A 13,732-nucleotide genomic window follows, 5' to 3' on the forward strand; every position below is an offset into this window, starting at 1 on the left:
ATGAAGAACGTCGACGACATCTACCGTCTTTCGCCCATGCAGCAGGGCCTGCTGTTCCACACGCTCGGCGCGCCGGGCACCTACGTGGAACAGGTCTACTGGTCCTGGCGCGGGGAGCTGGACGTGGCCACGCTCCAACAGGCGTGGCAGCGGATGGTGGGGCGTCACACGCCCCTGCGCACGGCGTTCTTCTGGGAAGGCATGAAGGAACCCCTCCAGGCGGTGCGCCGGCTCATCGAGCCGACGTGGCGTCTGGAGGACTGGACCCAGGTGCCGCCCGAGGCGCAGGAATCGCGCTTCGCGGCCCGCCTGGAGCAGGATCAGCGCGAGGGCTTCAACCTGTCCGCGGCGCCGCTGCTGCGCTTCACGCTGGTGCGCTGCGGGCCCGCGCTCACGCGGTGCATGCTCAGCTACCACCACCTGGTGATGGATGGCTGGTCGCTGCCCGTGTGCATGCGGGAGCTGTTCCTCACCTACGACGCGCTCAGCCGGGGCGAGGAGCCGAAGCTGGAGCCGGCCCGGCCGTACCGGGACTACATCGGCTGGCTGTCGAAGCAGGACCGGGGGCAGGCGGAGCGCTTCTGGCGTGAGCGGCTGGGTGGCTTCCGCGCCGCCACGCCGCTCGCGGTGGACCGTCCGTCCGCGCCCGGCACGGAGGTGGAGGCCTACGGCACCCAGTCCCTGCGTCCGGGGGCGGGGCTGAGCGGCCGACTGGCGACGTTCACGCGGCAGTACCAGGTGACGTTGAGCACGCTGGTGCAGGGCGCGTGGGCGCTGACGTTGGGCCGGTACAGCGGACAGGACGACGTGGCCTTCGGCACGGTCGTGTCCGGACGTCCGCCCTCACTGCCCGGCGTGGATGGCATGCTGGGCACGTTCATCAACACGCAGGTGAGCCGCGTGCGGCTGCCTTCGGACGCGTCGGTGCTGTCGTGGCTGAAGGCGCTGCAAGCGGAGCAGTTCGCCGCGCGTGACTACGAATACGTATCGCTGGTGGACGTGCAGGGCTGGAGCGACGTGCCCCGCGGCCAGCCCCTCTTCCAGAGCCTGGTCATCTTCGAGAACCTGCCGCGTCGCGGGCTCGCGCCCGAGATGACGGCGCGGCTGCCGGTGGATGGCTTCTCGCGCACGCACGCGCGCACCGGCTACCCGTTGAGCTTCGTGGTGCTCCCGGACGCCACGGACCTGGAGCTGCAACTCACCTACGACAAGGCCCGCTTCGACGCGGCCACGGTCCAGCGGATGCTGGGCCACGTCGCCACGGTGCTGGAGTCCATCGTCGGAGCACCGGAGGCGCGGCTGTCGGACGTCACGCTCCTCACGTCCGAGGAGCGGCAGCAGGTCCTGCACGCGTGGAACAACACCCGCGCGGAGTTCCCGTCGTCCGAGGGCATCCCCTCGCTCTTCGAGGCCCAGGCGCGCACCACGCCCGACGCCATCGCCCTCTCCTTCCAGGGCCAGTCGCTCACCTACGCGCAGCTCGACGCGCTCTCCAACCAGCTTGCCCGGCGGATCCAGGAGCTGGGAGTCCGCCCCGGTGACTTCGTCGTCTTGGGCCTGGAGCGCTCCTTCGAGCTGGTGGTGTCCCTGCTCGCCATCCTCAAGGCGGGCGCGGCCTATGTCCCGCTGGAGGTCTCGCATCCGCGCGAGCGTCTGGCGCTGATGCTCCAGGATGTCGGAGCGCGCCTGCTCATCACGCGCGAGCGGCTCGCGGACACGCTCTCCCCGCTCGTCCCCGCGACGCTCTGCCTGGACGCGGACTGGCGTGCGCAGCTCGCCTCACTGCCGGACTCCGCACCGGAAGTCTCGGGCGTGGGCGGCGACAGCCTCGCCTACGTGATGTTCACGTCCGGCTCCACGGGCCGACCCAAGGGCGTGTGCATTCCCCACCGTGCCGTCGTGCGGCTGGTGCGCGGCAATGGCTTCATGCGCTTCGGGCCCCAGGAGGTCTTCCTCCAGCTGGCCCCCGCCGCGTTCGACGCCTCCACCCTGGAGCTGTGGGGCGCGCTGCTGCATGGCGCCCACCTGGTGCTCGCGCCCGCGCAGGACCTCTCTTTGTCCGAGGTGGCGGAGCTGTTGCGCCATCACCGCGTCACCACACTCTGGCTGACGGCCGCCCTCTTCGAGCAGATGGTCCTGCACCACCCCGACGCCCTGGCGACCGTGCCCCAGGTGCTCGCGGGCGGTGACGTGCTGCCCGTCCAGCGGGTGCGCGATCACCTGTCACGGCTTCCCTCGCAGGCCGTGCTGATCAACGGCTACGGCCCTACGGAGAACACGACGTTCTCCACGACCCACACCCTGCGGCCCACGGACGCGCCGGGAGCATCGATTCCCATTGGCCGTCCCATCGGGAACTCGACGGCGTACGTGCTGGACGGGGCGCTGCGGCCGGTGCCCGTGGGCGTGCCGGGCGAGCTGTACGTCGGCGGCGAAGGGCTCGCGTGGGGCTACCTGCACCAGCCGGCGCTGACGGCCGAGCGCTTCGTTCCGCATCCCTTCAGCACCACCCCGGGCGCGCGCCTCTACCGCACGGGCGACTCGGTGCGCTGGCGGCCCGACGGCACGTTGGACTTCCTGGGCCGCGTCGACTTCCAGGTGAAGCTGCGCGGCTTCCGCATCGAGCCCGGCGAGGTCGAAGCCGCCGTGCGCCAGGTGCCCGGCGTCCGCGAAGCCGTCGTCCTCGTGCGCGAGGACGTCCCCGGAGACAAGCGCCTCGTCGCATACGTGGTGCCCACCGCTCCGGAGACGGCCCACCCCTCCCCGTCCGATCTCCGGGAGCACCTGCGCCAGCGGGTGCCCGAGTACATGGTGCCCGCGGCCTTCATGCTGCTGGAGGCACTGCCGCTCAACGCCAACGGCAAGGTGGACCGCAAGGCCCTGCCCGCGCCCGACGCGAGCGCCGTGGTGCGCGTCCCCTCGCGCCCGCCCTCCACCGACACCGAGCGCCGACTCGCGGCGCTCTGGACGGAGGTGTTGAGCCTGGACGCGGTGAACGCGGAGGACGACTTCTTCGCGCTCGGTGGCCACTCGCTGCGAGTCACCCAGCTCGTCTCCCGCGTGCGCGCCGTCTTCGACGTGGAGCTGCCCCTGCGGGCCGTGTTCGAGGCTCCGACCCTCGCCGCCCTGGCCGCGCGCCTGGACTCCGCCAACACCGACGCCGCGAAGCAGGCACCGCCCCTGGTGCGGGTGTCGCGCGAAGGCACCTTGCCGCTGTCGTTCTCCCAGCAGCGCCTGTGGTTCCTGGATCAACTCCAGCCCGACAGCGCCTTCTACATCGTGCCCGGCGTGGTGTGGCTGGAGGGTGAGCTCGACCCGAAGGCGCTCGAGCAGAGCCTGCATGCCCTGGTGGAACGCCACGAGGTCCTGCGCACCACCTTCCCGCCCGACGGCGACTCACCCGTCCAGGTCATCCACGCCACGGGGCTGACCGCACTGCCCATCATCGACCTGGCGCACCTGGCCCCCGATGCGCGCGAGTCCGAGGCCCGACGCCTCGCCACCGAAGAGGCCCTGCGTCCGTTCGACCTGAAGAACGGCCCCGTGCTACGGGCCACCCTGCTGCGGCTGGAGCCCACGCGTCACGCGCTCCTCGTAACGCTGCACCACATCGTGTCGGACGGTTGGTCGCTCGGCGTGATGGTGCGCGAGCTGGCCGCGCTCTACCGCGCCTTCTTCACCGAGCAGACCCCGAGCCTGCCCCCGCTGCCGGTGCAGTACGCCGACTTCGCGGTCTGGCAGCGTCAGTGGCTCCAGGGAGACGTGCTCGAAGCGCAGCTCGACTTCTGGCGTCAGCAACTCGCGGGTGCGCCCGCGGCGCTGGAGCTGCCCACTGACCGGCCTCGTCCCGCCGTGCAGTCCTTCCGGGGCGCGTCGCTCCCGGTCCTCCTGTCACGCGCCATCGTGGATCCGGTGCAGGCCCTGGCGCAGCAGGAAGGCGCCACGCCGTTCATGGTGCTGCTGGCCTCCTTCCAGCTCCTGCTCTCGCGCTACTCCGGTCAGCAGGACGTCTCTGTCGGCGCGCCCATCGCCAACCGCAACCGCGCGGAGACCGAAGGCCTCATCGGCTTCTTCGTCAACTCGCTCGTCCTGCGCGCGCGCATCGACTCCCGGGCCTCCTTCCGCACCCTGCTGCGCCAGGTGAAGCAGTCCACCCTCGCCGCGTACGAGCACCAGGACGTCCCCTTCGAGAAGCTCGTCGAAGCGCTCCAGCCCCAGCGCGATCTGAGCCGTTCACCGCTGTTTCAGGTCATCTTCGCGCTGCAGAACGCCCCCATGGGCGCGATGGAGCTGCCCGGCCTGCGGCTGAGCCTGCGCGAGCCCGAGACCGCCACCGCGAAGTTCGACCTGGACCTCAACTTCCAGGAGACCGCCGAGGGCCTCGCCGGCTCCATCGGCTACAGCACCGACCTCTTCGACGCGTCCACCGTCCGCCGGATGATGGAGCACTACGGCGTGTTGCTGGCCGCGCTGTGCGCCCGGCCTGACGCGCCGCTGTCCACGCTCTCGCTGCTGACCGGCGACGAGCGCCAGCGCGTGCTCGTGGACTGGAACGCCACCACTCGCGACTACCCGCGCGAGCCGTCCCTGGCCGCCCTCTTCTCACGGCAGACCGCGCTCACCCCGGACGCCATCGCCCTCGTGCAGGGCAAGCAGGAGCTGACGTACTCCCAGCTCGACTCGCTCTCGAATCAGCTCGGGCATCACCTGCGGAGCCTCGGTGTCGGGCATGGCTCCCGCGTCGCGCTCTCGCTGGAGCGTTCGTTCGAGCTGGTCGTCTCCATCCTCGCCATCCTCAAGGCAGGAGGCGCCTACGTCCCGCTGGATGCGTCCCACCCGCAGGAGCGCCTGGGCCTGATGCTCCAGGACGTCGGGGCCAACCTGCTCCTCACGCAGGAGCGGTTCACCGCGTCCCTGTCGCCCCTCTTCCGCTCGACGCTCTGCCTCGACGCCGACTGGCGCGCGCGGCTCGCGTCGAAGCCGGACTCCGCGCTGGACGTCCCGGGCATGGGCGGCGACAGCCTGGCCTACGTGATGTTCACGTCCGGCTCCACGGGCCGGCCCAAGGGAGTCTGCATCCCCCAGCGCGCCGTCACGCGGCTGGTGCGCGACAACACCTTCCTGCGCTTCGGTCCGCAGGAGGTCTTCCTCCAACTGGCCCCCGTCGCCTTCGACGCCTCCACCCTGGAGCTGTGGGGCCCGCTGCTCCACGGGGCCCGGCTGGTGCTGCCCCCTCCGCACGCGCTCTCGCTGGAAGAGGTCGCCGAGCTGCTGCGGCACCACCGCGTCTCCTCCCTCTTCATCACGACCGCCCTCTTCGCCCAGTTGGTGCAGCACGAGCCCGAAGCGCTGGCGAACGTGTCCCAGCTCATGGCCGGCGGCGAAGCCATGCCCCTCGCGCGCGCTCGCGAGCACCTGCTGCGCATGCGCCCGGGCACCCGCTTCTTCCACGTATACGGGCCCACGGAGAACACCACGTTCTCCACCAGCCAGCCCCTGGAGCCCGGGACGCCCGTCGGTGGCTCGCTGCCCATCGGCCGGTCCATCTCCAACTCCACGGCCTACGTGCTGGATCCGGACCTGCAACCGGTCCCCGTGGGCGTGCCCGGAGAGCTGTACGTCGGAGGCGAAGGGCTCGCCTGGGGCTACCTCCAGCAGCCCGCGCTGACCGCCGAGCGCTTCCTGCCGGATCCCTTCGGGACGACTCCGGGCGCACGCCTCTACCGCACCGGCGACAAGGTGCGCTGGCTGGCCGACGGGGCGCTCGACTTCCTGGGCCGCACCGACTTCCAGGTGAAGCTGCGCGGCTTCCGCATCGAGCCAGGCGAAATCGAAACCGTCCTGCGCCAGGTGCCCGGCGTCCGTGAAGCCATCGTCCTCGTGCGAGAGGACAGCCCCGGAGACAAGCGCCTCGTCGCGTACGTGGTCCCCCAGGGCAATGAAGCACCCACGCCGGAAACGCTGCGCACCACGCTCAAGCAGCACCTGCCCGAGTACATGGTGCCCGCGGCCTTCGTCCTGATGGACGCGCTGCCGCTCAACGCCAACAACAAGGTGGACCGCAAGGCCCTGCCCACGCCCGACGCAGGCTCCGTGGTGCGCGCCGCGTCGCGCCCGCCCGAGACGGACACCGAGCGTCAGCTCGCGACCCTCTGGGCCGACGTGCTGAAGCTCGACACCGTGGGCGCCGGGGACGACTTCTTCGCCCTGGGTGGCCACTCGCTCCTGGCCACGCAGCTCGTCTCCCGCCTCCGCGCTGCCTTCGGCGTGGAGCTGCCCCTGCGCGTGCTATTCGAGGCCCCCACGCTCGAAGCGCTCGCCGGACGCATCGATACCGTGCGCACCCAGGCCCGGGCGCCACAAGCCCCACCGATGGTGCCGGTGTCGCGCGACGGTGTCCTGCCGCTCTCCTTCGCGCAGCAGCGGCTGTGGTTCCTGGATCAGCTCGAACCCGGCAGCACCGTCTACAACGTCCCGGGCGTCCTCCACCTGGAGGGAGCGCTCGACCCCGCCGCGCTCCAGCAGGCCTTGGACGCACTCGTGCGGCGGCACGAGGTCCTGCGCACGACCTTCGCTCCGGGACAGAGCGGTCCCGTGCAGCGCATCGCGCCGCCCGCCCCGTGCGCCTTCGAGCGCATCGACCTGGGGTCCCTGTCGGCGTCCGAGCGCGAGCTCCGTCTGCGAAGCCTCATCGCGGAACACGCGTCACGTCCGTTCGACCTGTCGCGAGGTCCGCTCTTCCGCGCCGTGCTGGTGCGCCTGGGCGCGAAGCAGCACGTGCTGTTGGTGCTCACCCACCACATCGCCTCGGACGGCTGGTCCGTGGGCGTCATGGTGCGCGAGTTCGCCGCCCTCTACCGCGCCTTCACCACCGGACAGGCTCCGACCCTGCCCCTGCTGCCGGTGCAGTACGCCGACTTCGCGGTCTGGCAGCGGCAGTGGCTCCAGGGAGACGTGCTCGAAGCGCAGCTCGACTTCTGGCGTCAGCAGCTCGCGGGTGCGCCCGCGGCGCTGGAGCTGCCCACCGACCGGCCCCGTCCCGCGGTGCAGTCCTTCCGGGGCGCGTCGCTCCCGGTCTCGTTGTCCGCGGCTGTCTCCAGCGCCCTCAAGTCCTTGGCGCAGCAGGAAGGCGCCACGCCGTTCATGGCGCTGCTGGCCTCCTTCCAGCTCCTGCTCTCCCGCTACTCCGGTCAGCAGGACGTCTCCGTCGGCGCGCCCATCGCCAACCGCAACCGCGCGGAGACCGAAGGCCTTATCGGCTTCTTCGTCAACTCGCTTGTCCTGCGTGCGCGCATCGACTCCCGCGCCTCCTTCCGCGCCCTGCTGCGCCAGGTGAAGCGGTCCACCCTCGCCGCGTACGAGCACCAGGACGTCCCCTTCGAGAAGCTCGTCGAAGCGCTCCAGCCGCAACGTGACGCCAGTCGCTCGCCCCTCTTCCAGGTGTCCTTCGCGCTGCAGAACGCGCACCTGGGCGCGCTGGAGCTGCCCGGCCTGAGCCTCAAGCTGCGTGAAGCCGAAGCCACCACCGCGAAGTTCGACCTGGACCTCAACTTCCAGGAGACCGCCGAGGGCTTCACCGGCTCCATCGGCTACGGCACCGACCTGTTCGACGCCTCCACCGTCCGCCGGATGATGGAGCACTACGCCGTCCTGCTCGACGCGCTGTGCGCCCGGCCGGACGCTCCGCTGTCCACGCTCTCACTCCTCGCGGGCGCGGAGCGTCAGCGCGTGCTCGTGGACTGGAACACGACGCGCTCCACCGCCCCCGTGGAGGACACCCTCCCGAGCCTCTTCGAGTCGCACGCCCGGCGCGCCCCGGACGCCGTGGCCGTCGAGCACGAGGGCCAGACCCTCACCTACGCGGAGCTGGATGCACGCGCCAACCAGCTCGCGCATCACCTGCGATCGCTCGGCTTCCCGCCGGAGGCGCGCATCGGGCTGTGCGTGGAGCGCGGGCTGGACCTGATGGTCGGCCTGCTGGGCATCCTCAAGGCCGGTGGCTGCTACGTGCCGCTGGAGCCCGCCTATCCCCGGCAGCGCCTGGCCTTCATGTTCCAGGACTCCGCCGTGTCGGCGGTGGTGACGCAGCAGTCCCTGCGCGACTCGCTGCCCGAGCACACGCTCCCCACGGTGTCCCTGGACTCGGACGCGCCGGTGCTCGCACGCCAGTCCACGCAAGCCCCCCAGGGCCCTCGCGTCGCGGCGGATCAGCTCGCGTACGTCCTCTACACCTCTGGCTCCACCGGCCTGCCGAAGGGCGTGGGCATCACCCACCGTTCCATCGTCCACCTCGTGCGGGACACGGACTACGTGGACCTGCGCCCGACGGACTGCATGGCCCAGGTGGGCACGCCGTCGTTCGACGCGGCCACCTTCGAGATCTGGGGCGCGCTGCTCAACGGCGCGCGGCTGGTCGTCATCCCGCGCGACGTGACGCTGTCCCCGCGAGCACTCGCGAAGCGCCTGAAGGACGCAGGCGCCACCACGGCCCTGCTCACCACGGCCCTCTTCCACCAGGTCGCGCGCGAGGTGCCGTCGGCCTTCGCGAGCATGCGCTACCTCTTCTTCGGCGGAGAGAAGGCGGATGCACGCGCGGCGCTCCAGGTGCTCGGAGCGCAGGGGCCCCAGCATCTGGTGAACCTCTACGGCCCCACCGAGGCCACCGTCTGCGCCACCTCGCAGGAGGTCGCGGGCCTGCCCGCTGATGCCACCGCCATCCCCATCGGCGGGCCGCTGACGCGCATGCGCGCCTACGTGCTGGATGCGCACGGTCAGCCCGTGCCCACGGGCGTCCCCGGTGAGCTGTATCTGGGCGGCGTCGGACTCGCGCGAGGCTACCTGGGCCAGCCCGCCCTGACGGCCGAGCGCTTCGTGCCCGACGCCTTCAGCAACCTGCCCGGAGCGCGGCTGTACCGCACCGGCGACCGGGCGCGCTGGAATGAACGCGGCACGCTCGATTTCGTAGGCCGCGTGGATGCGCAGGTGAAGCTGCGCGGCTTCCGCATCGAACCGGCGGAGGTGGAGGCCTTCCTCCTCCAGCACCCGCAGGTGCGTGAAGCCGTGGTGCTGGTGCGCGAGCAGTCCCCGGGCGACCACCGCCTCGTGGCCTACGTGGTGCCTGGCGCCGCCGAACCGGACACCGCGGCCCTGCGCGCCTTCCTCACCGAACGGCTGCCGGCCCACATGGTGCCGTCGGCCTTCGTGTCGCTGCCCGCGCTCCCGCTGACGCCCAACGGGAAGCTGGATCGCCACGCGCTGCCAGCCCCGGATGCACGCGCCCTCGCCACCGCGTCCACGCCCACCGCGCCGGAGAGCCTGACCCTCTTCCAGCAGCGCATCGCCGCCCTCTTCGGCGAGCTGCTGAACCTGGAGCGCGTGGGGCTGCACGACGACTTCTTCGCGCTGGGAGGCCACTCGCTCCTGGCCACGCAGCTCGTCTCGCGCGTGCGCTCCACCTTCGGCGTGGAGCTGCCGCTGCGCACGCTCTTCGACGCGTCCACCGTGGCCCGTCTCACCGGGCACGTGGAGGCGCTGCTGCTCTCCCGCGCGACGACCTCCCAGCTCCCGCCGCTGCGCCCGGTGCGCCGCGACGCGGACCTGCCCCTGTCCTTCTCCCAGCAGCGACTGTGGGTGGTGGATCAGCTCCAGCCCGGCGGCAGCCAGTACAACATCCCCGTCGCGGTCCGGCTGGAAGGCACGCTGGACGTCGAGTCCCTCCGCCGCGCCCTGGAGCACCTGGTCGCGCGCCACGAGTCCCTGCGCACCACCTTCGCGCTGAAGGACGGACAGCCCATCCAGCGCGTCCACCCGGCAACCCCGTGGACGCTCCCCCTCACCGACCTGGAGCCGGTGCCGTCCAGCGGCCGCGAGGCCGAGGCGCACCGCGTGTCCGCGGAGGAAGCCGGCGCGGCGTTCGACCTGGGCACGGGCCCGCTGCTGCGCACGCGCCTGCTGCGCCTGGACGCGAAGCTCCACGTCCTGCTGCTCAACATGCACCACGTCGTCTCCGACGGCTGGTCCATGGGCGTGCTGGTGCGCGAGGTGGCCACCGGCTACGCGGCCTTCTCCACCGGGACGACGCCGTCGCTGCCGCCGCTGCCGGTGCAGTACGCCGACTTCGCCGCGTGGCAGCGCCAGTGGCTCCAGGGTGACGTGCTCGCCCAGGAGGTGACGTGGTGGAAGGAGCACCTGGCCGGGGCGCCGCGCGTCCTGGAGCTGCTCACCGACAAGCCCCGTCCGGCCCTGCGCTCCTCGCGCGGAGGGCTGCTGCCCGTGCACCTGCCGCTGGAGCTGACGCAGCGGCTGCTGTCACTCGCGCGGCAGGAGAACGCAACGCCGTTCATGGCGCTGCTGGCCGCGTGGCAGGTGCTCCTGTCCCGCTACACGCGCCAGGAGGAGTTGCTCGTCGGCTCGCCCGTCGCGGGCCGTCGCCACGGTGAATTGGAAGGACTCGTCGGCTTCTTCGTCAACACGCTGGTGCTGCGCGGGCGCGTCCACGCGAAGGACTCCTTCCGCGCGCTGCTCTCGCAGGTGCGCGACACCACGCTCGCGGCCTACGAGCACCAGGACCTGCCGTTCGAGAAGCTCGTCGAGGAGCTCCAGCCGCAGCGCGACCTGAGCCGCAACCCGCTGGTGCAGGTCATCCTCGCGCTGCAGAACGCGCCGCAGGGCGAGCTGAAGGCCCCGGGCCTCACGCTGCGCCCGGTGGAGGTGGAGAACGCCACGGCCCGGTTCGACCTGGGGCTGTTGCTCTCCGAGTCCCCGGACGGTCTGCGCGGTGTCCTCGAATACAGCACCGACCTGTTCGAGCACGCCACGGCGGTCCGCATGGCCGGCCACCTGCGCCGGCTGCTGGAGTCCGTGGTCGCCTCGCCCGAGGCGCCGCTGTCCACGCTGGAGTGGCTCACGCCGCCCGAGCGTCAGCAGCTCCTGGTGGACTGGAACGCCACCGACGTGGAGTACCCGCGCGATGGGTCCATCCCGGAGCTGTTCGAGCAGCAGGTCCGCCTGCGCCCGGAAGCCATCGCCCTGGAGTTCGGGGACGAGCGCCTCACCTACGCGCAGCTCGATGCGCGGGCAAACCAGCTTGCCCACCTGTTGCGCGAGAACGGCATCGGGTTGGACTCGCTGGTGGGCGTGTGCCTGGAGCGGTCCACCGAAATCGTGGTGTCACTCCTGGCCATCCTCAAGGCCGGTGGCGCCTACGTGCCGCTGGATGCCGCATACCCGACGCAGCGGCTGACGTACATGCTGGAGGACGCACCGCCCCGGCTGCTGATCACCACGCGAGCGCTGCGGCCGAGCCTGCCGGTGTCCGACGCGGTGCCCTGCCTGTTCGTGGAGGAGCTGAGCCTGGACGCGCAGCCCACGTCCCCGACGGGCGTCCGGCCGCACCCGCGCAACCTGGCCTACGTGGACTTCACGTCGGGCAGCACCGGCCGCCCCAAGGGCGTGGCGGTGGAGCACCGGGGCGTCCTGCGCCTGATGTACGGCGCGAAGTACGTGGACATGGGACCCCAGGAGACGCTCCTCCTCATGGCGCCCATCTCCTTCGACATCTCCACCATGGAGGTCTGGGCCGCGCTGCTGACCGGCAGCAAGCTCGCCGTCTTCCCGCCCCAGCCGCCCACGGACCTGGAGCTGCTGGGCCGCGTGCTGCGGCGCCACGGCGTCACGACGCTCTACATGTCCACGGGCCTGTTCTCCCAGGTGGTGGACGTGGGGCTGGAGATGCTGCGCGGCGTGCGGCAGGTGATCCCGGCTGGCGACATCCTCTCGCCCACGCACACGCGCAAGGTCATCGAGACGCTGGGCATCCCCGTCACCAACGGCTACGGCCCCACGGAGGGCACCGTCTTCTCCAACTGCCTGCGCGTGACGCGGGCGGAAGACGTGGGCACGAGCGTTCCCATTGGCCCGCCCATCTCCAACACGCAGGTGTACATCCTGGATGCGCACCTGCGGCCCGTGCCGGTAGGCGTGCCCGGCGAGCTGTGCATCGGCGGTGACGGCCTCGCGCGAGGCTACCTGTCCCGCCCGGACCTGTCGGCCGAGCGCTTCATCCCGGATCCGTTCAGCGGACGTCCCGGAGAGCGGCTCTACCGCACGGGCGACCTGGCGCGCTGGCGCACCGATGGCGCCGTGGACTTCCTGGGCCGCATCGACACGCAGGTGAAGGTGCGTGGCTTCCGCATCGAGCTGTCGGAGGTCGAGGCCGCCGTGATGTCCACGCCCGGCGTGCGCGAGACCATCGTCCTGGTGCGCGAGGACGTGCCCGGTGACAAGCGGCTCGTCGCCTACGCTGTCCCCGCGACGCCTGAGACGGCCCTCTCGCCCACCGACCTCCGCGAGCACCTGCGCCAGCGGCTGCCCGAGTTCATGGTGCCGTCGGCCTTCGTCGTGCTGCCCGCGCTGCCGCTGAACCCCAACGGCAAGGTGGACCGCAAGGCCCTGCCCGCGCCCACCGCCACCGCGTCCGGCGGCGCGGGCCGCTTCGTGGAGCCCGGCAACCCGCTGGAGGAGAAGATCGCGGCCATCTGGGCGCGCGAGCTGGGCCTCGAGCGCGTCGGCGTGCACGACCACTTCTTCGAGGACCTGGCCGGCACGTCCCTCTCCGTGGTGCGCGTCTCCACGCGCCTGCGGGAGGAGCTGAAACACGAGCTGCCCGTGGTGTGGCTCTTCGAGCACCCCACCGTCCACGGCCTCGCCCTGCGCCTGGAGCGCGAGTCGGGCGGTGCACTCGGCCGTATCGAATCCGCCACGCCCGCGCCGTCCGCGCCCGTGGCCCCGCCGCGCACGCGCGCCCCTCAGGCGTCCGGGTCGTCCGACATCGCCATCATCGGCATGGCGGGACGCTTCCCCGGCGCGGGCTCCGTGGAGGACTTCTGGAAGAACCTGCGCGAGGGCGTTGAGTCCATCTCCCGCTTCACGCCAGAGGAGCTAGAGCACCTGCCCGGCCTGCCCGAGGGCATGGAGCTGTGGCAGCACCCGGGCTTCGTCCCCGCGGGCGGCGTGCTCGACGACATCGACCAGTTCGACCACGCCTTCTTCGACATGTCGCTGCGCGAGGCGCAGTGGACGGATCCGCAGCAGCGGCTCTTCCTCCAGTGCACCTGGGCGGCCCTGGAAGACGCGGGCATCGAACCGGAGCAGTTCCCTGGTGACATCTCGCTGTACGCGGGCGCGAACGACTCCGGCTATGCGCAGGCGGTGCAGCAGAACATGCCGCTGGACGGGGCCGCGTTCTTCGAGCTGTACGGCACCGCGACGCACCAGAGCCTGGCGCAGAAGACGTCCTGGAAGCTGGGCCTGACGGGGGAGAGCACGCTCGTCTACACCGCGTGCTCCACGGGCCTCGTGGCGGCCCACCTCGCCTGCCAGAACCTGCTGGCGGGGCTGTCGGACGTGGCCATCGCGGGCGCCACGCGCCTGAGCGCGGCGCAGCGCACGGGGTACGTCTACCAGGAGGGGTTGATCTTCTCTCCCGATGGCCACTGCCGCGCGTTCGACGCGAAGGCGAAGGGCACCATCTCCGGCAACGGCGTGGCGGCGGTGGTGCTCAAGCGCCTGGACGACGCGGTGCGGGACGGCGACTCCATCTACGCCGTCATCCGCGCCACGGCGACGAACAACGACGGGCGGGACAAGTCCGGCTTCACCGCGCCCAGCGTGCAGGGCCAGTCCTCCGTCATCACCCAGGCGCTGTCGCGCGCGGGCGTGCAACCGAAGGACA

General features: G+C 71.5%; 1 protein-coding gene (only partly in view). It reads left to right on the forward strand.

The annotated features are described in order from the left end of the window. Positions 1-13,732: the 5' portion of a non-ribosomal peptide synthase/polyketide synthase gene (locus D7V93_RS01870; RefSeq protein WP_120641697.1), read on the forward strand. The gene runs 13,340 nt beyond the window's last position; 13,732 of the gene's 27,072 nt are visible here — the first part of the coding sequence; its start codon is at positions 1-3; the stop codon falls past the right edge of the window.

Source organism: Corallococcus llansteffanensis, from assembly GCF_003612055.1.
In the GTDB taxonomy this organism is placed as follows: domain Bacteria; phylum Myxococcota; class Myxococcia; order Myxococcales; family Myxococcaceae; genus Corallococcus; species Corallococcus llansteffanensis.